Genomic DNA, 21,707 nt, shown 5'->3' with positions numbered 1-21,707 from the left:
ACGGCACCCTAGACCAGCACCAGCCCCTGCCGCATCGCAATGGCGATGGCATCCGTGCGGTTGGCAGCGCCCAATTTGATCAGAATCGCGGCGACATGGAACTTCGCCGTATGAACGGAAATGTCGAGCCGCCGCGCGATCACCTTGTTGGGCGCGCCTTCGGCCAGCAGCGCCAGCACTTCCGCTTCTCGCGGCGACAGCGTCGGGCGGGCGGCATGCTCGTCGGGATGCTCCTCGTCGAAAAGGCCGTCGCCGCCAATATCGCCGCCTTGGAAATCATCGCGGCGGCCAGGAACGGATCCGCTGTCGCCAAAGACGCGGTAGCCGGCCGCCGCCAGCCTGGCGGCGGCCGCAATCAGCATTGCATCCGCCGCCGTCGGCAGCACGGCGAACACCTGCCCCTGCGGCCGTGCCAGGCCGGCCTGCGAAGACAACAGCACCCGCGCGGTCGCGGCGGGAACGGCGTCGCCCTTCCCTGTTCCCGCACCCGTGGGGCCGGCGGTCTCGTCGACGATGGCGACATCAACCGCTTCGCTGCTGCCCGGCGTCACCGGCAGCAGATCGTCGGTCGCGGCAAGCGACACGGACAGCCGCTCGGCGCGCGCGGCATCACCGAGCGCCACCAGCACGACCAGCTGCCGCTCGCCGGTGCCGCTTTGCGTCATCTCGCCTGTCGCGATCGCGTCCATCAATCCTCTCAGTTAAGCGGCTTTTCGCCGATCGTCAGCGCCACGTCTCGCTGTTCTCCGCCGCGCACGACACCGAGCGTAACCGAAGCTCCGGCGCTGTCGGGCCCGAGCCTGCGGATCAGCTCGCGCGGGCCGCTCACCGCCTCGCCGTTCCAGGCGACGATGATGTCGCCGAGGGAAAGGCCGGCGGCCTTGGCCGGACCGTTGTCATCAAGGCTCATGACGATGGCGCCGCGGGCCTCGCCGTCGCGGATCGGATGCAAGCCGGCGCCGAGATAGCCGCGGGCGACATGGCCTTTCTCTCGCAGCGTCGCGACCGCCCGCTCGATCGTCTCGTAAGGCATGACCAGCGCGCGGCCGCGCGGCCCGAACAACAGCATGCCGATCAGCGCGCCCTTGGCATCGAGCACCGGGCCGCCCTCGAAACGGCCGCCGGCGCCCACCGCCAGGTTGATGCGCCGGTCGATGGTGCCGCCGCGCATTGAGCGCCAGGCCGGGCCGACTTCGCCGACCGAGCCTGAAACTGCCAACGCCGAACCCCGGCTGTTGCCGATGGCGACGGCAATGTTGCCGGGCCGCACCGCATCCGCCCTGGCCAACGGCTCGGCATTGGTAGCACCGGCCGGCTTGAGCAGGGCGACGCCGGTCGAGGGATCGCGGCCGACAAGATCGGCCTTCACCGTCTCGCCCGAAGCCAGCGTCAGCTCGATCTCCTCGCCGGCCTCGACGGCTTCCTCGGCGGCAACGAAGTAGCCGTCGCGCCAATGGAAAGCGCTCGCTGTGCGATGATTGTGGGTGGTGAAGCTCGCGGTCGCCGGCGCCGCCTTGGCTGCCAGATCGGCAATGGCTTCCGAAAAGGCACTTAGATTGAATTCGCTCATAGCAGTCTCCTGGGTTCATCCATGCCCCAGATATCGCGCGGCAGCGCGCTTGGAGATACTCGCCTGACGGCTAGTCGGCCGGGCGACTGGCCATCTGGTCAGGTCGCGGCGGATGAAGCCGCTCCGCACATATAGTCATCGTTGCGCCTGAAAACATGGAGCCTGCCAATGGCCGTTGCTGCCGCCAAATTCCAATCCGACGACGCGCTGCTCGACGCCTACTCGACGACGGTGGCCGATGCTGTCGACCGCATCGGCCCGGCTGTCTGCCGCATCGAGCGCATCGGTGGCCAGGGCGGGCATGGGTCGGGCTTCGTCATTGCGCATGATGGGCTCGTCGTCACCAACTTCCACGTCGTCGGCGATGCCAGAACGGTGCGCGTGTCGATGCCCGACGGCGCCTCCAGCGAAGGCCGCGTGCTCGGCCGCGACGCCGACACCGACATCGCGCTGGTGCGCGCCGACGGCAGCTTTGCCGATGTCGCGCCGCTGGGCGATTCCAAGCGCCTGCGGCGCGGCCAGATCGCCATAGCCATCGGCAACCCGCTCGGCTTCGAATGGACCGTCACCTCGGGCGTCGTCTCGGCGCTCGGCCGCTCGATGCGCGCTTCCACCGGGCGGCTGATCGACGACGTCATCCAGACCGACGCCGCGCTCAACCCCGGCAATTCCGGCGGACCGTTGGTATCCTCGGCGGGCGAGGTGATCGGCGTCAACACCGCCATGATCCATGGTGCGCAAGGCATTGCCTTTGCCGTCGCCTCCAACACCGCCAATTTCGTCATTTCGGAGATCATCCGTTTCGGCCGCGTCCGTCGCGCCTTCATCGGGGTGTCGGCCGACACCGTCAACCTGCCCCGTCGCGCAGCCCTTCTGTCACAAGTATCGAGCAAGACCGCGGTTCGGCTGCGCGGCGTCGAGAAGGAGGGCCCTGCGGCCAAGGCCGGCCTCAGGGAAGGCGATATCGTCGCCGCGATAGACGGCCGACCGGTCACCGGCGTCGACGACCTGGTGCGTTTGCTCGACGCCGAGCGGATCGGCCGCGAGACGCGGTGCACGGTGGTGCGCCGCACCGGTGTCAGCCAGGTGACAGTGACGCCAGTGGCAAGGGCTGGTTGAGGGTTTCCACTCAGGCGCTCACTGCACCCTGCGCATACTGTGCCAGGAATTCCTCGCTTGGCGGGATCGGCTTTGATGACATCGATCAGGACGCCGTTGGGATCCCTGGTGATGAAATGGCGCTGGCCAAAAGGCTCGTCGCGCAGGGACCGAAGGATGGGCAGGCCGGCGGCTGTGATCCGCTCATAGACCGCATCGGGATCACGGACTTCGAAGTTGATCAGCAGGCCCGAGCTCCGACCCCGTCCCTCTTCCGGGATCGTCTCATGGTCGCCTTGCACGATACCGAGATTGACGCGCTTGCTCTCCACCGATTGCAGATGCACGTACCAGTCGCTCGTAAACAGCGGCCGGAAGGCGAAATGTTCGACATAGAACGCCGCTGTGCCGGCAACGTCCCCGGTCATCAGCACCGGATAATAGCTGGTCGTCTTCAACTTTCCTTCTCCCGTCAAGCAACATACAGTCTGCATGTAAATTGAATTAACATACAGGCTGCATGTATGCAACAGAGATCAGCGCGCCGTTCCAACCGTGACCGCACCGAGGCGACACGCGCCGATCTGATCGCCGCGGCGCGAAAACTGTTCATCGAAAAATCCTACGCCGAGACCGGCACACCAGAGATCGTCGCCGCGGCCGGCGTGACGCGCGGCGCGCTCTACCACCACTTCTCCGACAAGCAGGCGCTGTTCGGCGCCGTCGTCGAGCAGGAGGCAGAGGCCGTGGCGCGGGAGATCGAGGGCGCAGCGCCGCCTTCGCTCAATGCCCGCGACGCGCTCATTGCCGGCTCCGACGCCTATCTTGCCGCCATGCGCGCGCCCGGCCGCACGCGGCTCCTGCTGCTCGACGGCCCGGCCGTGCTCGGCCGCGCCGAAATGGACGCCATCGACAACCGCCATGGCAATCGCTCGCTGCGCGAAGGGCTGGTCGCGGCGATGCGGGCGCGGACCATAAAGAAGCTTCCGGCCGAAGCGACGACCGCCCTGCTCGCCGCCGCCTTCGACCGCGCGGCACTTGCCATTGAGGCGGGCGGTTCGGCCGAAGACTACCGCACCGTTCTCACGGCACTGATCGATGGGTTGTCCCGCGCGTGATCCGAGGCTTCCCGCCGATGAGATCCAGGGCAAAGGTTGGAATCAAATCTGTGCGCTGGAAATTTCCGGCTCTTCGTCGGGCACCTCGCCCGGCTCGAACTCGTTGAAGCAGCCAAGTTGGCGCTTGAACTGGTCGATCAGCCAGGCCGCCGCCGGCTTCGGGCTGCGGTCGGCGCGGTGCATGGCATAGAGCGGCGAACGCACCTCCCTGAAAGGCTCGAGGTCGAGTTCCACGAGACGGCCGGTAGCCAGATCGTCAGCGATCAGCCAACGCGGCAGCCCGCCCCAGCCCAGCCCCTCACGCATCAACATATGTTTGGTGCGCAGGTCCGTCAGTCGCCAGGTTCGGTAGGCGAAGACGCCAAAATCGCGCCCCTTGGTACGCTCGGACTGGTCGGTGACGACGAGTTGTGTGTGTTCGCGCGCGTCCTCGATCGCTACCGGTTTGGGCAGCAGCGCCAGCGGGTGGCTGGGCGCGGCTGCCAGCACTATCGACATGAAGCCTATACCCACCAGGTGGACGTCGACATCGCCCAGCAGGCCGCCAATACCGAGATCGGCCTGGCCACCGACAACGTGGTCGGGGATTAGGCCGAGTGTGCCGATGTGCAGGCGCAGCATCACGGTCGGAAATTGCGCCTCAAACGCCTTGAGCACCCGCACCAGCACTGGCGAAGGCAGCGCCGCATCTACCGACAGCGCGACTTCCGCCTCCAGCCCCCGATGGTGACCATCGACGCGTGAGCGTATGCGGTGCAGCACGCCGATCATCCGCCGCGCGTCTTCCAGCATCGCCCGACCGATCTCCGTCAGCTGCGGCTCTCGCGTGCCCTCGCGCTCGAACAGCTTCAGCCCAAGCTGCGCCTCGAGATTGGCGATGCCGTAGCTGATGACGGATTGCGCCCGGTTAAGCTTGCGGCCGGCAGCGGAAAAACTTCCGGTGTCGGCAACGGCCACGAGGATCTGAAGCTGGTCGAGTGTCGGGTTGGGTTGCATTATTGTATCTAATTAATGGATGGATCATATAGAAAATATACCAGTTTATCTGATGGATCGAAAGCCCATATGTAGCGGGACAATCCAATTCCACTGGAGAGACCCACCATGTCCATTCTTCTCGTCACGTCGAGCCCGCGCGGCGCGGCCTCGCACTCGACCCGTATCGCCACCGAATTCGCTCAGAAGCTGCTCGCCGCCGACCCGTCGAACACGCTTGTCGTGCGCGACCTCGTCGCCAACCCGCTGCCGCATATCGATACCGACTATGCGACCGGCATATACACCCCTGCCGAAGCCCGCACGCCGCGTCAGGCCGAAGTGGTCGGGGTCTCGGATGCCGTGCTCGACGAACTGTTTGCCGCCGACACGGTGATCCTGGCCACCGGCTTCATCAACTTCAACATCTCCTCGACGCTGAAGTCCTGGGTCGACCATGTCGCCCGATCCGGCAAAACCTTTGCTTACGGCGAAAATGGCCCCAAAGGCCTCGTCACCGGCAAGAAGGTCTATATCGTGCTGGCATCCGGCGGCATCTACTCGGAAGGCGCGGCTGTGCAGTTCGATCACGCCGTTCCTTATTTGCGCTCGGTGCTCGGCTTCATCGGCATGACCGACGTCGACGTCATCCGCATCGAAGGCGTCGCCAAGGGTCCTGACGCAGTCAGCGAAGCGCTCGCCAAGGCAACCGCCAAGGTCGACGCCGTGGTGGCTGCCAGCCGGGATGTCGCGGCAGCCGCGTAAAAGCTCTGATTGCCAACCAGATCGAAGGCAGGCGCCCGCGCCTGCCTTTTTTGGCCTATCCAATGATGTGCCGCAGCAGTCCCGCCGAAGCGACCCCGATCAGCACGGTCGGCAGCATCGAAAATCGCGTGGCGGCAATCAGCGTGACGGCCAGAGCCAGAAGATCGGCCGGGTTTTTCGAGACGAAGGCAGGCGCGATCACCGAGATCAGCACGCAGCCGGGCGCCGCCTCCATCACGGCCGTTGCCCGCGCGCTGAGCACCCGATTGCGCAGCACGACATAGCCGCCGACGCGGCTGAGGTACGTGACACCGGCCATCAGCACGATGGTGAGAAGCGTCTGCGCGTCGATCATGCCTCATCCCTCCACAACAGCCAGGCCGAGACCAGCCCCGCCAGCGCGCCCGCCGCTACATACCAGGCGCCGGGAACGAAAAGGTAGGTCAGCGCCGCGATGATCAGACTGACCAGCCACGGCCGCGCAGCGGCAACATCCTTCCACATGCCGCGCAGCAGTACCAGGAAGACGGCCGCGAACGCCATGTCGAAGCCGTAGGTCTCGGCTTCGCCCAGCACCGGCCCGAGCAAGGCGCCAATTGTGGTGAAGGCCACCCAGGTCAGGTACATCGCCACTGCCGCGCCCATATAGTAGCGCGGGCTGAAGGCTGGCGCGACGCCGTCGGCGGCGCGCCGTCTGGCGTCGGCCAGGCCGAGCGCCCAGCTTTCGTCGCACATGAAGAACAGCGCGGAAAACACCTTGCGCCGCGGCAGGTCGCGCAGGAACGGCGCCAGTGCCGCCCCCATCAGGAGATGGCGGCTGTTGACCAGGAAGGTGATGGCGATGATGAGCAGGACATGCGGCGGCGACGTCCACAGCTGGATCGCCGCGAATTCCGAGCCGCCGGCGAAGTTCAGTCCCGTTAGCAGCGACAGTTCTGCGGTGCTGAGCCCTCTCTGTGTGGCCTGTGCACCAAGCACCAGCGCATAAGGGATGGTGCCGAACAGCACGGGCGCGCAGGAGGCCACGCCGCGCCGGAACTCGGAGTTCAGTCCGCCGCCCGCCGCCGATCTCGTCTCTGCAATGCTCATGATCTTCCTCCGGCCGCGCCGCGCGGCCGCCTCTGCCGGTTCCGTTGGATGCCGCTGATGTCAGGGCAACCATAGCCGCCAGGCCTCGCAATTTGGTTGCGAAGATTGTTGTCTTTTACCAGATTTTGGCATCTTATGCCATGAATCAACAGATAAACGGAATTTAGAGCCATGAAACTTGACGAGATCGACAGGCGCATCCTGCGGGCGCTGCAGCGCGATGGGCGCATGGCCAACAATGAGCTCGCCGCTGAAGTCGGCCTGTCGCCGTCGCCGTGCCTGCGCCGCGTCAAGCTCCTGGAGGAGGCCGGCGTCATCGACCGCTACGTCGCAGTGCTCAATCCGGCCCGCATCGGCAAGGGCCTGACCTTCTTCACCCGCATCTGGCTGAAAGCGCAGGACGAAGACACGATCGAGCATTTCGCCACCGAAGTGGCCAAGCTGCCGCAGGTGATGGAATGTTATCTGATGCTCGGCGACTGCGACGCCATGGTGCGCGTGGTGGCGGCCGGCATCGACGACTACCGCCGCTTCCAGTCGGAACATCTCAGCCGCATCAGGGGCGTGCAGAACGTCAAGACCGACGTTCCCAGCCAGACCATCAAATACACATCGGAACTGCCGATCTAGGCGCCGGGAAATGGCCCCATCCCGGACTGGATAAAAAATGCAACCGGATTGTAGGATTGGTGCCGGCGCCGGCGTCCTTCGGACGCAAGCGGCAGGCCAAGTCAGGCCGTGCCGCACAACAAATGCCTTACGGCATGGGAGAAAACCATGAACCTTTCCTATCGTTGGGTCATTGTCGCGGCCGGCGCGCTGATGTCCTGTGTCGCCATCGGCACGATGTTTTCGCTGGCAATCTTCCTCGAACCGATGGCGCTCGATACCGGTTGGTCACGCGCCGGCATATCGAGCGCGATGACCCTCAATTTCCTGGTCATGGGCCTTGGCGGCTTCGCCTGGGGCGCGCTGTCGGACCGCTTCGGCGCCCGCATCGTCGTCACGATCGCGGTGCTTCTCGGCCTGGCGTTGGTGCTGGCCAGCCGCGCGGGCTCGCTTGTCACCTTCCAGATCACCTTTGGCGTGCTCGTCGGGCTCACGGCCAGCGCCTTCTTCGCGCCGATGATCGCGCTTACAACAGGCTGGTTCGACACCAATCGCGGCCTTGCCGTGTCGCTGGTCTCGGCCGGCATGGGCGTCGCGCCGATGACGATCTCGCCCTTCGCCCGCTGGCTGATCTCGGCCTATGAATGGCGCACCGCCATGTTCGACATCGGCATCATGGCTTGGGTGCTGCTCCTGCCGGCGGTGCTTCTGGTGCGCCAGCCACCGAAGCCTGTCGTGACCGACACTGGCTCCTCGCCGGTTGCCGAGGGCGCCGGCCTGAGCGTCGGCCAAGCGCTGCGCTCGCCGCAATTCATCGTGCTGGGGCTGACCTTCTTCGCCTGCTGCGCGGCGCATTCGGGGCCGATTTTCCACATGGTCAGCTATGCCATGCTGTGCGGCGTGGCGCCCATGGCCGCCGTCTCGATCTACAGCGTCGAGGGCCTTGCCGGGCTTGGCGGGCGTCTGCTCTATGGCGTGCTCGCCGACAGGCTTGGCGTCAAGCCGGTGCTGATCGCCGGCTTGTTGATCCAGGCCGTGGTGATCGCCGCCTATCTCTCGATCAGCCAGCTCGACCAGTTCTACATGCTGGCCGTCATCTTCGGCGCTACCTATGGCGGCGTCATGCCGCTCTACGCAGTGCTGGCGCGCGAATATTTCGGCCAGCGCATCCTGGGCACCGTGTTCGGCGCCGCCACCATGCTGTCCAGCCTCGGCATGGCGCTTGGCCCGCTCGCCGGCGGCATGGTGTTCGACGCCTACGCCAACTACCATTGGCTGTTCATCGGTTCGGCCCTCATCGGGCTGGGTGCGGCGGGCATCGCCATTGCCTTCCCGCCACTGCCGCGCAGAGCGTTGCAGCCGGCATAGCGGAGCAAACGAAAGGGCCGGCCCATATCTGGACCGGCCCTCGGATCTCTGGAATTCTTGAGCCGTTCGTCGGCGGTCTACCCGAACATCCGCTCGCCCTGCTCGTCGACGAGTTGGATGCCCTTCTTGATCGAGATGTCGACGGCGTCGTCCAACCCGGCGAAGCGATCGGCGCGGATGAATCTGTGTTCCTTCAGGACGCCGTCGACGTCCTTGGAGACGACGCCGCAGGTCTGGTACTGGCCATCGGCCTTGTAGGGCGTGGCGCTGATCGTGAAACCCTTGTGCTCGACCTGCTTGGCCGGTGCGGCGCTCTTTGGCTCGGCCGCTTCATCACCGCCACCGCCGAAAAGACGCTTCAGAAAAGACATCGGACTTCCTCCAACAGCATTCATCCCGCACCACATAATGTGGCGCGGGATGAATTTCACTATCGCTCCTTGCCTGAACGGGCAAGGGCCGTGCCGGTTGGACCGAAGCCGGGTTATTTGCGCGACAGCGCTTCGAGCGCCGCGGCGGCGTCTTCGAGGATGCTCATCGCCTCGGCCTGCTTGTCCGCCGGCGCATCGACGATGTCGCTCAGCGCGGCGCGCAGCCGGTGGCGCAGCGCACGGAATTCGTCGCGCTTTTCCGAACGGCCGCCTCGGCCGTCGCGCCGATCCTCGCTATCGTCGTTCCAGCCGAACCAGTCGCGCGCCTTGGCCATCTTGCGGCCGAAGCGCTCGAGATGGTCTAGCACGCCGTCGATCATCTCACGGTTGTCGGCAAGATGCGCCTGCCCGGCCTCGGTGATCGAAAACACCTTCTTGTTGCCTTCGCTCGAGGACACGGCATAGCCTGCCTCTTCCAGGAAGGTCAGCGTCGGGTAGACCACGCCCGGGCTCGGGCTGTAGATGCCGCTGGTGCGCTCCTCCAAGGCCTTGATGATGTCATAGCCATGGCGTGGCGCCTCGGCCAGCAGCGACAGCGTGATCAGCTTGAGGTCGCCGTCGGCCAGCATGCGCCCGGCGCGGAACATGTCGCCCGGGCCGCCGCGTCCGCCGCCCCTGCCATGGCCGAACGGGCCAAAGCCGCCGCCCCCGCCTCTGCCGCCAAATTTGCCGGCCATGTGCATGAAGACGCGCTCGGCGCGATCGCCAAAATGATTGTGGCTGTGCATTGATTGCTCCTTGAGTTCTATCTTACGATATATCTCAACTAGGCGCACGCCAGCATGGAGTCAAGATATATCTTACGATGTATCGGGCCGGAAGCGAACAGCATCTGTCGGACGCCGACCCGTCGGTCGCGCGCGAACATGCGTTCATCATGATTGGAGTAGCCGGCGCTACCAGCGGCCGTTGCGCCGGTTCCAGGCATAGAGCAGGTCGGCGAAGCGGTCGTAGCCGAAGCGAGCGAGCGGTAGCGTAAGGGCGTTGCCGAGCAGCTTTGCCAGCCAGCCCTCGCCCGGCGTCAGCGCCCACACGGCGATGGCGACATCGGCGCCGACCAGCAGCCTGCCCTGAGCATCGGTCGCGTGCAGCCGGCGGCGGATGTCTTCCAGCGAAGCGCCAAATCCGGCCAAGGCTTCCGGTTCATGATTGATGTCGCGAAATTCGATCCGCCCGGCCTTGATCGCCTCGATCAGCTGCCGCTTCTGCCTGGCAATTCCGGCATCACAGACCGGGCAGCGCGTGTTGTACCAGACGGTCAGCAAGGGCCTGGTTCTGCTGTCGATCACTTCAGGCCCATCACCGTCTTCGGCCCGACGCATTTGTTGTCGCGAAACAGCTCCCACTCTTCGCACAGCCGCCGATTGGGCAAGCGGCAAAATCCATATTCATTGCCAGCCTTGTCCTTCTTGATCACCAGGCGCCCGCCGATCTCTCCGCAATGGACCGATGCGGGATTGGACATGCCGACCGGTTTTTGCGGGGCAGTGTGGGCATCGATCGGCATCGACGACCACGCGGCAAGGCTGATAGCCAATATCGAAACTTTCTTCATCGCGATCTCCGCTGGCTGCACTCTATCACGATGGAGCGCACCGTCTTGCCGCAAGGCGCCGTCGAGCCGGCACCTGCTCATCGGCTCCGGAACGTCCCGATTTGCATCATCCAAGCGACGAGATGATCTCGCGGTAAGCAAGCTCCGGGAAAGCCTTCAGGGTCCGTGACTTGACGTTGCCGCCCGCGGCCAGCATCAGCGCGAAACGCGCCAGCACCGCATCGTCGGGCGCTTCGACCACCGCCACCATGTCGAATTCGCCCATGGTCAGGTAGAACGACTTGAACGATCCCCCCATCTCGCCCAGCTGCGTCTTGGCGGCATCGAGGCGCTTGGGGGATTCGCGCACGTTCTTCGCGCCCTGCTCGGTCCAGTTCATCAGCATGATGTAAGTCGTCATGGCACGCCTCCTCCGGGGCCACGGAGCACGGTGCTCAGGCCATGGCGATGTCGACACGGCCTCGACCGGGGCGGGCTTCCCGGGCTGTCGCCCAGAAAAATGCATCCGACACGAAATTATCCTCCCTAAGGGCGCGTGCCGCAATGGCGAGCGCCAAAGAAAAAGGGCGCCACGATGGGCGCCCTTGATCTCTTCGCAATCGGTAGGCCTCAGCTATCCAGGAAGCTTCTCAGCTTGCGCGAGCGGCTCGGGTGCTTGAGCTTGCGCAACGCCTTGGCTTCGATCTGGCGGATACGCTCGCGGGTGACCGAGAACTGCTGGCCGACTTCCTCGAGCGTATGGTCGGTGTTCATGCCGATGCCGAAGCGCATGCGCAGCACGCGCTCCTCGCGCGGCGTCAGCGAGGCCAGAACGCGCGTGGTGGTCTCGCGCAGATTGGCCTGGATCGCCGCGTCGATCGGCAGGATCGCCATCTTGTCCTCGATGAAGTCGCCCAGATGCGAATCCTCCTCGTCGCCAACCGGGGTTTCGAGCGAGATCGGCTCCTTGGCGATCTTCAGCACCTTGCGCACTTTTTCGAGCGGCATTGCGAGCTTCTCGGCCAGTTCCTCCGGCGTCGGCTCGCGGCCGATCTCGTGCAGCATCTGGCGCGAGGTGCGCACGATCTTGTTGATCGTCTCGATCATATGCACCGGAATGCGGATGGTGCGCGCCTGGTCGGCGATCGAACGCGTGATCGCCTGCCTGATCCACCATGTCGCGTAGGTCGAGAACTTGTAGCCGCGGCGATACTCGAATTTGTCGACGGCCTTCATCAGGCCGATATTGCCTTCCTGGATCAGGTCGAGGAACTGCAGGCCGCGATTGGTGTATTTCTTGGCGATGGAGATGACGAGGCGCAGATTGGCCTCGACCATTTCCTTCTTGGCGATAGCCGCTTCGCGCTCGCCCTTCTGCACCTGGTTGACGATCTTGCGGAATTCCAGGATCGAGATGGCCGTTTCCGTGGCCAGATTCTGGATCTCGGCGCGCAGGTCCCTGATCGCGTCCTTCTCGTTCTTGGTGAACTCCTTCCAGCCGCGCGAGGTCAGATTGGCAATTGAGCGCGTCCAGTTCGGGTCGAGCTCGGAGCCCTGATATTCCTTCAGGAACTCCTCGCGGCGCACGCCATAGCTTTCGGCGAGACGCAGAAGCTTGCCCTCGTTCTGCACCAGGCGCTTGTTGATGTCGTAGAGCTGCTCGACCAGCGCCTCGATGCGCGCCGTGTTGAGCGACAGCGACTTCACCGCCTTGATGAGCTGATCCTTCAGCTCCTTCAAGCGGCGGTCCTGGCTGGGCGACAGCGTGCCGGCCGCGGCCAGCCGGTTCTCGACCTGCTGATCCTGCAGCTTGCGCAGCTTCTTGTAGGTGTCGGCGATGACGTCGAGCGTTTCCATGACCTGCGGGCGCAGCTCGGCTTCCATTGCCGCCAGCGACAGGCTGGCCTCGTCCTCGTCCTCCTCGTCGTCATCTCCGATGCCGCGCGTGTCGGCGCCGACATTGGTGATGTCGTCTTCATCGTCGCGTCCGCGGCGCGGCTTTTCCTCGACCTTGGGCGCTTCCTCGACGCGCTCCACCACCGGCGCCTGCTTGGCCTCGGGGCCGGCATAGGTGGCTTCGAGGTCGATGATCTCACGCAGCAGGATCTTGGATTCGTTGAGCTCGTCGCGCCAGATGATGATGGCCTGGAAGGTCAGCGGGCTTTCGCACAGGCCCGCGATCATCGTCTCGCGGCCGGCCTCGATGCGCTTGGCGATGGCGATTTCGCCCTCGCGCGACAACAACTCGACCGAACCCATTTCGCGCAGGTACATGCGCACCGGATCGTCGGTGCGGTCGGTCGGCTCTTTCTTCGTGGTTGTGGCGGCGACGGCGGTGCCGGTCTGCTCGGCCAGCTCGTTGGCGTCTTCCTCGGCATCCGCCGCGGTGTCGCCGGCCTCGGCCTCTTCGCCCTGCTCGTCGTCCTCGACGACGTTGATGCCCATGTCGGACAGCATCGCCATCGTGTCCTCGATCTGCTCGGAGGTCACTTCCTCGGAGGGCAGCACCGAATTCAGCTCGTCCATGGTGACATAGCCGCGCTTCTTGGCGGCCTTGATCATCTTCTTGACAGCATCATCGGAAAGGTCGAGCAGAGGGCCATCGGTGGCGCCTTCGCGTTCGGTCTCGACCTCTTCCTTTTCCTTTGTCGCCATAGTCTTTATCTTCTCCTAGCGGCCCGACATCGAGGCCGCGCAAGCTGTCGGACCGGTCAAATCGGCTGGGCTCGCTTTTGCAACGCGCTTCACCGGGCCAATAACTGCATCATCTCTTTGTTGGTGCCCTGTCGTCGCCCAAAACCGGTTTCCATTTTTGGGCGACATGCATTAAGTCCAGATTAACCCTGATATCTGTGGCAGGCTGGCTGCCTGTCCAGTGACCAAGACCTCACATCGCTGCTTTTCCCGTCGACGCGGGTGCGGGTTAACGTTTCGAATCGTCCTGATTCCGCCATTCTGCCGGAAGGTCAAGCGCCTCTCGCATGATTCGCATGAAAAAAGCGAATCAATTACCCGACTTAGCGCGGTCCGGCTCTAGAAGATCCATGACAACGCCGTCATTCCTGCACTTGCTGGCATGAGCCCGTCCCAACCCTCGGGCCGAAATGAGCTCCGCCTTTCTTCTGCTGGAGTATGATCGTTCCCGAAAACCGGGTCCCGCTTTTCGGAACCATGCTTCAGGCCCGACCAGCCCTGCCCGACGAAACACCGAAACCTTCGATCAGCGCTTCCGTCGCTTGTACATCCCGAAATTGCGCTTGAATTTCGATCAGATGGCGGAAATTCTCGTCCGACGGATCCGCATCCATCGCCGCTTCCGCCTGTTTCAGCTCCTTATGTAAGGTGCGCGCGCTACGCTGCAAGTGCAGCGCCTGGTTCAGAGCGTCGCGGGCGTCCTCGAGCGCTGCCGTCTCCAGCGCCGGCCACTGCCGCGCTCGCCTGATCAGGCCGACGGCACGCTCCCAGATCTCGGCGCAGCCGGCGCGTTCGATCGTCGCCACCACGGCGTGGCGGTCATTGGCCATGTCATGTGCCATCGCGTCGAGGATGGCGCCGTGCAGCCGCTTCAGCTCGGAATTGGCGAGATCGAGGAACTCGACATGGGCGAAATTCTCGTCGATCAGCGCCGGGTGGTTGACCAGTGCGACGATGATCGTCGCCTCGCGCACCGACATGCCTTCGCTGCCGCGCTTGACCAGTGCCGACTGGCCGAGGCTTTCCGTGATGGCGATGCGACCACCGCCGGCCTTGGCGAATTGTCCGCCGGGAGCGGGCGCCTTGCCCTGCCCCGGTTTCCAGTCCGGACGACCTTGCCGCGTTCCGCGCTGAGAACCGAAGAAGCTCAGCACGCGCTCGCGCATCTCCTGCTGGTAGTGATATCGCAGGCTTTCATCACGGATGCGGCTGGTCAGTTCGCGCAGCCGCTTCTCCAGTTCGGCCCGGCGCTCCGGCGTGTCGAAGACGCCGCCCGCCGTCTCGCGCATCCATAACAGATCGGCAAGAGGACGCGCTTCCGCCAGCACGGCGCGGAAGGCATCCGGCCCCTCCGCCTTGACCAGGTCGTCGGGATCCTTGCCTTCCGGCAGCAGCGCGAAGCGTGCGGTGCGCCCCGCCTGGACTACGGGCAGCACCATGTCGGCGGCCCGCCATGCCGCCTTCAGCCCGGCCTTGTCGCCGTCGAAGCACAGCACCGGCTCGGCGGCCATACGCCACAACAGTTCGAGTTGGTTTTCGGTAAGCGCCGTGCCGAGTGGCGCCACGACATTCTCGAAGCCGGCCTGCGCCAATGCGATGACATCCATATAGCCTTCGACGGCGATGACCGTGCCGCCCTTGGCCAGCGCTTTTCGCGCGCGGGCGAAATTGTAGAGTACGTTGCCCTTGTGGAAGAGCTCGGTATCGGGCGAGTTCATATATTTGGCGAGCGCATCCGGCGCCAGCGCTCGCCCGCCGAAAGCGATGATCTTGCCGCGCGAATCCGGAATCGGGAACATGATGCGGTCGCGGAACCAGTCATAGGAAACCGGAATGTCGTCGCCATGGCGCACCAGCCCACAGGCCTCGATATCGGCCTTCGGCACGCCCTTTGCGGCCAGATGCTCCTTCAGCGCATTGCGGCTGTCGGGCGCATAGCCCAGCCGGAACGCATGCTGCGTCGCAGGCGTCAGTCCGCGGTCGCGCAGATACGCACGGGCTTTGGCGCCCTCCGCGCCCTGTAGCCGCTCCTGGAAAAAGGCAGTCGCCATTTCCATGACGTCGGTAAGGCTGGCGCGTTCCTTCTCGCGCCGCTCCTCCTGCACGTCGCGAACCGGCATCGGCACGCCGGCCATGTCTGCGATCTTCTCGACCGCCTCGGGAAAGCTCAGTCCGTCAAGTTCGGTCAGGAACTTGAAGTGATCGCCCGAGACCGAGCAGCCGAAACAATGGTAGCGGCCCTTCTTGTCCTCGCAATGGAAGGATGGGCTCTTCTCGCCATGAAACGGGCAGCAGGCCCAATAATCGCCGCGTGACGCATTGGTCTTCTTGCGATCCCAGGCGACGCGCTGGCCGATGACCTGCGAAATCGGCACGCGGTCGCGTATCTCGTCGAGGAAGGCGGGCGGAAAGCGCATCGGGGAACTCGTTTATCCCCCATATAATCATGCCCGCGAAGTCCGGCGACCCCTAATGCTGACGATGCCCGGTTTCCACAGGGCAAAAGGAAAGGCGGCCGTTGCGGGCCGCCCTTCCTCCAGTCTGGCACTATCGGGACTTTACTGCGCGGCGATGGCGCCAAAGATGATGCCGGAGAGGGCGCCGACCAGCACATAGTCATTGCCGACGCGGATCCATTCCTGGCCACGGCCCGGACGATGCAGGCCGTAGCGCCCATAATCGCGGACCGGCTGATGCTGCCGCCAGCCGGAATATTTCTGGCCATTGCGCCAGTTGTTCCGCTTCACGACGACCTTCTTTTGAATGATGCGCTTCTGGATGACCCGCTTCTGGATGACGCGCTTCCTGACATCCCGGTTGGTGGGCTTCTGCCAGTCGACATTGGTATAGTTCGACTGCGGCGCGACCGGCGCATTGAGCGGCGCGGCCTGGCCCGTCAGGGACGTGGCGGCCAGCATCGAGAAAGCAAGACCGGAAAGAACGATGCGTTTCATGAAGGAATCTCCTTGGTTGTCGATGCCGCAGAAATAGCCGTCGAAGAATGAACCGAAACTGAACATGAGCATTACAATTCCGTAATAAATCCGAAGCTTTAGATCGATTGGTTGAACATCTTCGCAAATTCCGGGCGAAGGGCGGGCGGCAACACCGGCCGATCCGCCGCGTCAAGGCGGCGAGGCTCATGCAACCATTTCGGCATCCGTCCATTCTCCGACACGCCCCGTCGCGCGCCGGCAGCCCTTGAAATCGACAAATTTTTATTATCCGGCTAAAATATTCGAGCTATTATCGGCCAACGTCATGATCATGATTCGCACCCCTCCTCTTTCTCCCGACCGCCGCGCTGCCCGTGTCGCCGGCCTTGCCCGTATCGGTGCGCCGCAATGAGCGGCTCCGTGGTTCTCCTGCATCTGGCCGGCGCCGTGGCGCTGATGCTGTTTGCCACGCGCATGGTGAAGACCGGCGTCGAGCGCGCCTATGGCGACGTGCTGCGCCACAAGCTGCGCGCCACCATGCGCAATCCTGTCATGGCGGTGCTGGCCGGCACCGGCCTCGCTATAGCGCTGCAGAGCTCCACCGCCGTCACGCTGCTGGTCGGCTCCTTCGCGGGCTCCGGCATCGTCTCGGGCGCGGCCGGGCAACTGGCCGTGCGCGGCGCCGAGATCGGTTCGGCTCTGGTGGTCAAGCTGCTCACCTTCGATCTCACGCTGCTGGTGCCGCTTTGCCTGATCACCGGCACGGTCATGTTCATGGCCACCGAGCGGCGCGACTGGCGCCAGACCGGTCGCATCCTGGTCGGCATCGGCCTTTTGATCCTGTCGCTGGAAATGATCGGTCAGGCATCCGAGCCGCTGCGCAACAGCCAGTTGATGCCGGTCATCATCAATTACTTCTCCGGCGATTCCATCACCGCCTATCTGCTGGCGGCGCTGATCACCTGGCTGTTCCAATCGAGCATCGCCGCGGTCCTGTTGATGGCGACGCTGGCGGGCCGCGGCCTGATCACGCCCGAACTCGGCGTCGTCCTCATCCTGGGCGTCAATCTCGGTTCGTCGATCATCGCGCCCATGCTGACCCGCTCCTCCGGCCCCGAAGTGCGCGTCGTGCCGATCGGCAACCTCTTGATGCGCGGGCTTGGCTCGCTGGTCATGCTGATCCTGGTCATGATCTTCAGGCCGCATTTCGCGTTCCTTGGCGCGACGGCAGCGGACCAGATCGTCAATGCCCACATCCTGTTCAATGTGCTGATCCTGCTCGCCGGCCTGCCGCTGGCGGGTCTCGTCTACCGAGCCTCGGAGAAGATCGTGGCGCTCGGCACCAAGACGCCAGCCGCCACGCTCGACGTCGTCGAACTCTCGGCGCTCAACGAAAGCGCGCTCGACGTGCCGAGCCAGGCGCTGGCCAATGCCACCCGCGAGGTGGTGCGGGTCTGCGAGACGGTCGAGATCATGCTCAAGCGCATCATCGAGCTCTACGAGAGCGCCGATGCCGACAAGATCAAGGCGCTGGCCGCCCTTGACGACCGCGTCGACCGCAAGCACGCGGCGATCAAGCTCTACCTCGCCAAGGTCACCAAGAACCCGCTGACCGAGGACGAGGCGTTGCGCTGCCAGGAACTGATCGGCGCCTGCGTCAAGCTGGAGCAGGTCGGCGACATCATCGTGCGCAACATGCTGGTACATGTGAAGAAGAAGTTCGACCGTGGACTGGAATTCACCGACGAGGGTTGGAGCGAGCTGTGCGCCTTCCACGCTTCGGTGCTCGCCAATGCGCGGCTTGCCTTCAACGTGCTGGTGTCGCGCGATGCCGAGACGGCTCGCCAATTGGTGCTGGAGAAGGAACGGCTGCGCGACGCCGAAAAAGAGACCAGCGCCAGTCATTTCCTGCGGCTGCGCGAAGGCACTGCCAAAAGCGTCGAGACCAGTTCGATCCACCTCGACACCATCCGCGATCTCAAACAGATCAACTCGCTGCTGGCATCGATGGCCTATCCCGTGCTGGAAGAACGCGGCCTCCTCGGCGGATCCAGGTTGAAGGCGAGCTGATCAACGACATCTCTCCCTTCTTTGAGACACCTCATCCCCACCTCGCTTTGCGACGCCACCTCCCAACAAACAAGGGCAGAAGGAAGAGCGCCGCACTCTGCCGAAAAAATTGTATTGCGGCAGAATTGCATGGCGTCGGTCCTTCGGCGGCAAAATTGCCATTGCCGCGTTTCCATCGCTCGGGCTAGGCATATCAGCCAAAGCTTTCGGAGGAGATCGATGGACACCCATTCGCGCAGTTTCGCCAAGGCGCTTTCGTGGCGCGTGACCGGCACCATCGATACGATGATCATCTCGCTGGTGGTGACCGGAAGCGTCAAGCTGGCGGCCGCCATCGGCGTGACAGAAGTCTTCACCAAGTCGCTGCTCTATTATTTTCATGAGCGGGCATGGCTGAAGGTTCCTTATGGACGCAAGACCCCGTTCTGAACCCGGGGTCAAGATTTTGAACCCGGAGATCAAGAAAAGCTAAAGCGGCGACAAAAATTTCTGGATTGCCGGCAGCGCGCATCCGTGGTTTGAGGCCTGCATTCGAGGATTTAATTCCCGCCATGTCGCTTCCGCTCATCGCCCTGTTCATCGCTGCCTTCGCTTTCGGCACCACCGAATTCGTCATCGCCGGCGTGCTGCCGCAGGTGGCGCAAGGGCTTGGCGTTTCGGTTCCGACATCGGGCTATCTCGTCTCCGGCTATGCCTGCGGCATTGCCATCGGCGGTCCGCTTCTGGCACTTGCCACCAAGTCCTTGCCGCGCAAAACCTTGCTGCTCGGCCTCGCGGTCGCCTTCACCATCGGTCAGGCGGCCTGCGCGCTGGCGCCCGACTTCACCTCGATGCTGCTTCTGCGCATTGCCGTCGCAGTCGCGCATGGCGCTTATTTCGGCGTCGCCATGGTGGTGGCGGTCGGGCTGGTGCGCGAGGACCAGCGCGGCATGGCGGTGGCCGTCATCCTGTCGGGCCTCACCGTCTCCAACGTGATCGGCGTGCCGGCGGGCACTGCCATCGGCAACATCTGGGGCTGGCGCGCGACCTTCTGGGTTATGTGCGCATTGGGCGTGGCGGCCACGCTTGCCATGGCAGCCCTTTTGCCGCGCACCACAGGTTATCAGGCCAAACCCGCCGGCCTCGCCCGCGAGGTCCGCGTGCTTGCCCGCCAGCAGGTCTGGACCTCGCTGATCCTGATGCTGATGCTGATGATCGGCCAGTTCGGCCTGTTCACCTACATCACCCCGACATTGATCGAGATCACCGGCCTCGACGAGAACCTGGTGCCCTGGGTGCTCTTGCTCAACGGCGTCGGCGCCACGCTTGGCGTCTTCCTCGGCGGCAGGCTAGCCGACTGGAAGCTGATGCCCTCGCTGATCACCATGCTGGCCCTGCAGGCGGTGACGCTTGCGGTGATCTATGCCGTCAGCCCCTATCCCGTGCCGATGGTCGTGGCGATCGTCATCTGGGGCGGCCTCAACTTTGCCATCGGTACGCCGATCCAGACCCGCATCCTGTCCTGGACTGCGGATGCCTCGAACCTGGCCTCCTCGCTGATCCCATCCGGCTTCAATGTCGGTATAGCGCTCGCGGCATCGCTCGGTGCCGCCATGCTCAATGGCGGTTACGGTTATCGCAGCCTGCCGCTGCTTGGCGCTGTGGCGATGCTCGTCGCAGTCGCGGTGGCGCTCGCCTCGCACATCTGGGAGTGGCGCAGCAACGCCACGCCACCGCTGACGGCAGCGGCTGAGTAGATTATCCGCGTCAGGACATCCACCACCGATCATGCCTGATCCGGGCGTGCACCGGCGCAAGCACGACGCGATGAACAGTCATGTCTCGCCCGGCAGCTGCGCAGCTCCAACGCATTACAGATCGATGCGGAACCGCAGGCTCTCCGCTCCGCCATAGGCGGCATCTTCGAGGAAACGTTCGACCAGTCTGCCGCCGTTGGCCAGGATCACTTTGTGCGAGGCCGGATTGCCAGGTTTTGCGGTGATGTCGACATGAGCCAGGCCGACCGCCCTCGCCTCATCCAGCATAAGCCGCAGCGCTTCCGTCGCGTAGCCGCGTCGCTGTTTCCACGGCACCACGGCGTAGCCGATATGGCCAAGCACGTGCGGCGGCAGCGCCGACGTGCCCTTCTGCCAGCGCAGGCCGATCGAGCCTGACGTCTCGCCGTCCCACATCCAGCGCCCGAAGCCCGGCAGGCGCGGGACCTGTCTGCCGTCAGGCAAGGTGATCGGCGGCCCCTTGGCCTCGGGATCATCGAGGCTGGCCAGGAACGCCGCCGGATCCTCCTCGATTGCGGCAAGCTGCTCGCGAGCTGCCTCCATGAGCCGTACATTGTCGGGCGACCAGCCGCGCTCGAGCGCAGCCTTGTAGGACGCCAGATGCTTGAGCCCGGGCTTGACGATTTCGATCATGATCCATGCTCCCTCGCAGGCCAAGCAGGCATAGCGATGGCCACTGGAACGCTCAAGCGGGCTGGAAGCGGATCGCGCCCTTGTTGAGGAAACACGCTTTGCTGAACAGCGACAGATCCAGCGGGTTCGGTAGCCGAACGTCGCTGATATCGGGAAACGGCTTCGTTGACGGATCGTAGGAGCGGTCGATCTGCGAGATGAAGACCAGGATCACGCCCCTGTCACGCGCAAAAGCCTTCAATGTCCGGACCTGGTCCATCAGCTCCGGATTTTCCCGCTTCTGGTCGAGCAGTTGCAGATAGTCGATGACCGCGAGCGTCCCGCGCGCCACCGATCCCAACACCTCGACGATGTAGTCGGCGCTGATGGCTTCGGAAGTGTCGGACGCGAACAATCGGTCGAACTGGGCGGGGTCCGCCCCGATGGCGCGAAACCGGTCCAGCACATCGCGATGCGTGTATTCCAACGAGAAGAACACGCTGCGATGGCCACGCTCCATGGCTTCGACCGCGAGCTCGAGGCTCATCAGCGTCTTGCCGTGGCCTGGTCGCGCACCGACCAGAACCAGGTCGCCGGGCATCAGCCGCGAGAACAGCCTGCCGGCGGCCGTCGTCTCGGCTGCCTTGGCCGCAAGCAGACTCCAACTCGCAGAACCTTCGCGGGCTGCAACACGGTCAAGCGCCTGATGGAGCGGAATCTTCTCCTTGCGGGACAACAGCCTGGCTTGACGCTTCAGATGGTAAATGGGCGCAATCATCGCAAACCTCCTGGTGCGAGCAGTCTTCGCAACCCCTCCTTATGCTTGGTGCTCGAACAGTCGGTTCGATGATCGGATTGCCCCGCATGAATGATGCTTTCCCGACGGAGGGAGGAGGCGTGGGCGCGCCGGAATCAGACAATACCCCAATGCTGACCGGTCGAAAACGCGCATACGTGCCGGGAATGCTGAACAAGATGTGTTTCGCCGGCCGGCATAAGCCGATTTATGATCGTGCCGGGGGTGATTCACCGCCAAAACACAAACGCTTCGACAGGAGAACGG

The 21,707-nt window shown here is 64.0% G+C and carries 23 protein-coding genes and 1 pseudogene; 8 read left to right on the top strand and 16 right to left on the bottom strand.

Translation table 11 applies throughout. The annotated features are described in order from the left end of the window. Positions 1–8: 8 nt before the first annotated feature. Both FJ940_RS16280 and FJ940_RS16275 read right to left on the bottom strand, forming a co-directional pair. Positions 9–689, bottom strand: coding sequence for a helix-turn-helix transcriptional regulator (locus tag FJ940_RS16280; RefSeq protein ID WP_140581993.1), 681 nt, complete (start codon positions 687–689; stop codon positions 9–11). An 8-nt stretch (positions 690–697) separates the two neighbouring features. Then, positions 698–1,570 carry a S1C family serine protease gene (locus FJ940_RS16275; protein WP_140555967.1) on the bottom strand — a complete coding sequence of 291 codons (873 nt, stop codon included), beginning with the start codon at positions 1,568–1,570 and terminating at the stop codon, positions 698–700. 168 nt (positions 1,571–1,738) lie between these two features. Here FJ940_RS16275 and FJ940_RS16270 point away from each other — a divergent pair, with 168 nt between their 5' ends. Further along, positions 1,739–2,689, top strand: coding sequence for a trypsin-like peptidase domain-containing protein (locus tag FJ940_RS16270; protein WP_140581996.1), 951 nt, complete (start codon positions 1,739–1,741; stop codon positions 2,687–2,689). 10 nt (positions 2,690–2,699) lie between these two features. Here the strand turns inward: FJ940_RS16270 and FJ940_RS16265 are convergent. Then, positions 2,700–3,126 (bottom strand): annotated as a pseudogene (locus FJ940_RS16265) (VOC family protein). 66 nt (positions 3,127–3,192) lie between these two features. Here FJ940_RS16265 and FJ940_RS16260 point away from each other — a divergent pair. Beyond that, positions 3,193–3,786: a TetR/AcrR family transcriptional regulator gene (locus tag FJ940_RS16260; RefSeq protein ID WP_140555972.1), complete on the top strand. Its 594-nt coding sequence runs from the start codon at positions 3,193–3,195 to the stop codon at positions 3,784–3,786. Between the two features lie 42 nt (positions 3,787–3,828). Here FJ940_RS16260 and FJ940_RS16255 read toward each other — a convergent pair whose 3' ends face one another. Beyond that, on the bottom strand, positions 3,829–4,782 hold the full coding sequence (locus FJ940_RS16255) for a LysR family transcriptional regulator (protein WP_140581999.1): 954 nt from the start codon (positions 4,780–4,782) through the stop codon (positions 3,829–3,831). A 108-nt stretch (positions 4,783–4,890) separates the two neighbouring features. Between FJ940_RS16255 and FJ940_RS16250 the strand changes: the two genes are divergently transcribed. Continuing rightward, entirely contained in the window at positions 4,891–5,526 is a 636-nt protein-coding gene (locus tag FJ940_RS16250; RefSeq protein WP_140495902.1) for an FMN-dependent NADH-azoreductase, read from the top strand. 55 nt (positions 5,527–5,581) lie between these two features. Here the strand turns inward: FJ940_RS16250 and FJ940_RS16245 are convergent, their stop codons facing one another. After that, positions 5,582–5,881, bottom strand: a complete 300-nt coding sequence (locus tag FJ940_RS16245; RefSeq protein ID WP_140495903.1) for an AzlD family protein — start codon at positions 5,879–5,881, stop codon at positions 5,582–5,584. Then, complete coding sequence (locus tag FJ940_RS16240; protein ID WP_140657133.1) at positions 5,878–6,615, bottom strand: AzlC family ABC transporter permease; 738 nt, start codon at positions 6,613–6,615, stop codon at positions 5,878–5,880. Before FJ940_RS16240 ends, FJ940_RS16245 begins: the two co-directional genes overlap by 4 nt. Positions 6,616–6,786: 171 nt before the next feature. Between FJ940_RS16240 and FJ940_RS16235 the strand changes: the two genes are divergently transcribed. Together FJ940_RS16235 and FJ940_RS16230 are read left to right on the top strand one after the other, a co-directional pair. After that, positions 6,787–7,245 carry an Lrp/AsnC family transcriptional regulator gene (locus FJ940_RS16235; protein WP_140524836.1) on the top strand — a complete coding sequence of 153 codons (459 nt, stop codon included), beginning with the start codon at positions 6,787–6,789 and terminating at the stop codon, positions 7,243–7,245. Between the two features lie 147 nt (positions 7,246–7,392). Further along, positions 7,393–8,592 carry an MFS transporter gene (locus FJ940_RS16230; protein ID WP_140657131.1) on the top strand — a complete coding sequence of 400 codons (1,200 nt, stop codon included), beginning with the start codon at positions 7,393–7,395 and terminating at the stop codon, positions 8,590–8,592. A 77-nt stretch (positions 8,593–8,669) separates the two neighbouring features. On the opposite strand, the gene FJ940_RS16225 is transcribed toward FJ940_RS16230, so the two are convergent. The 8 genes from FJ940_RS16225 to FJ940_RS16190 form a co-directional block, all read right to left on the bottom strand. Continuing rightward, entirely contained in the window at positions 8,670–8,963 is a 294-nt protein-coding gene (locus FJ940_RS16225; RefSeq protein WP_140495907.1) for an HlyU family transcriptional regulator, read from the bottom strand. Between the two features lie 113 nt (positions 8,964–9,076). Then, positions 9,077–9,751, bottom strand: coding sequence for a PadR family transcriptional regulator (locus FJ940_RS16220; protein ID WP_140582008.1), 675 nt, complete (start codon positions 9,749–9,751; stop codon positions 9,077–9,079). A gap of 168 nt (positions 9,752–9,919) precedes the next feature. Further along, positions 9,920–10,288 (bottom strand): DCC1-like thiol-disulfide oxidoreductase family protein, encoded by a 369-nt coding sequence (locus FJ940_RS16215; RefSeq protein WP_140657174.1) that lies wholly within the window; start codon positions 10,286–10,288, stop codon positions 9,920–9,922. Between the two features lie 20 nt (positions 10,289–10,308). Continuing rightward, the gene (locus tag FJ940_RS16210) at positions 10,309–10,578 is read right to left on the bottom strand and encodes a DUF333 domain-containing protein (RefSeq protein WP_140495909.1); all 270 of its coding nucleotides are present in this window, start codon (positions 10,576–10,578) and stop codon (positions 10,309–10,311) included. Positions 10,579–10,684: 106 nt separating this feature from the next. Next, on the bottom strand, positions 10,685–10,978 hold the full coding sequence (locus FJ940_RS16205) for a GYD domain-containing protein (RefSeq protein WP_140495910.1): 294 nt from the start codon (positions 10,976–10,978) through the stop codon (positions 10,685–10,687). A gap of 209 nt (positions 10,979–11,187) precedes the next feature. Next, the gene (gene rpoD / locus FJ940_RS16200) at positions 11,188–13,212 is read right to left on the bottom strand and encodes an RNA polymerase sigma factor RpoD (protein ID WP_140495911.1); all 2,025 of its coding nucleotides are present in this window, start codon (positions 13,210–13,212) and stop codon (positions 11,188–11,190) included. Positions 13,213–13,733: 521 nt separating this feature from the next. Then, positions 13,734–15,668: a DNA primase gene (gene dnaG, locus FJ940_RS16195; RefSeq protein WP_140582011.1), complete on the bottom strand. Its 1,935-nt coding sequence runs from the start codon at positions 15,666–15,668 to the stop codon at positions 13,734–13,736. Positions 15,669–15,809: 141 nt separating this feature from the next. Then, positions 15,810–16,205 (bottom strand): RcnB family protein, encoded by a 396-nt coding sequence (locus FJ940_RS16190; protein WP_140495913.1) that lies wholly within the window; start codon positions 16,203–16,205, stop codon positions 15,810–15,812. A gap of 390 nt (positions 16,206–16,595) precedes the next feature. On the opposite strand from FJ940_RS16190, the gene FJ940_RS16185 reads away from it, so the two are divergent. The 3 genes from FJ940_RS16185 (at position 16,596) to FJ940_RS16175 (ending at position 19,993) form a co-directional block, all read left to right on the top strand. Next, the gene (locus tag FJ940_RS16185) at positions 16,596–18,257 is read left to right on the top strand and encodes a Na/Pi cotransporter family protein (RefSeq protein ID WP_140495914.1); all 1,662 of its coding nucleotides are present in this window, start codon (positions 16,596–16,598) and stop codon (positions 18,255–18,257) included. Positions 18,258–18,476: 219 nt separating this feature from the next. After that, the gene (locus FJ940_RS16180) at positions 18,477–18,686 is read left to right on the top strand and encodes a DUF2061 domain-containing protein (RefSeq protein ID WP_140495915.1); all 210 of its coding nucleotides are present in this window, start codon (positions 18,477–18,479) and stop codon (positions 18,684–18,686) included. Positions 18,687–18,808: 122 nt separating this feature from the next. After that, positions 18,809–19,993: an MFS transporter gene (locus FJ940_RS16175; RefSeq protein ID WP_140582014.1), complete on the top strand. Its 1,185-nt coding sequence runs from the start codon at positions 18,809–18,811 to the stop codon at positions 19,991–19,993. A gap of 114 nt (positions 19,994–20,107) precedes the next feature. Here the strand turns inward: FJ940_RS16175 and FJ940_RS16170 are convergent, their stop codons facing one another. Together FJ940_RS16170 and FJ940_RS16165 are read right to left on the bottom strand one after the other, a co-directional pair. Further along, positions 20,108–20,665 (bottom strand): GNAT family N-acetyltransferase, encoded by a 558-nt coding sequence (locus tag FJ940_RS16170; protein WP_140657129.1) that lies wholly within the window; start codon positions 20,663–20,665, stop codon positions 20,108–20,110. A gap of 52 nt (positions 20,666–20,717) precedes the next feature. After that, positions 20,718–21,422, bottom strand: a complete 705-nt coding sequence (locus FJ940_RS16165) for a DNA helicase (protein ID WP_140582020.1) — start codon at positions 21,420–21,422, stop codon at positions 20,718–20,720. Between the last annotated feature and the right edge of the window lie 285 nt (positions 21,423–21,707).

Origin of the sequence: Mesorhizobium sp. B2-3-7, from assembly GCF_006442695.1 — a bacterium.
GTDB lineage: Bacteria > Pseudomonadota > Alphaproteobacteria > Rhizobiales > Rhizobiaceae > Mesorhizobium.
This window is presented reverse-complemented; position numbering and strand designations above follow the sequence as displayed.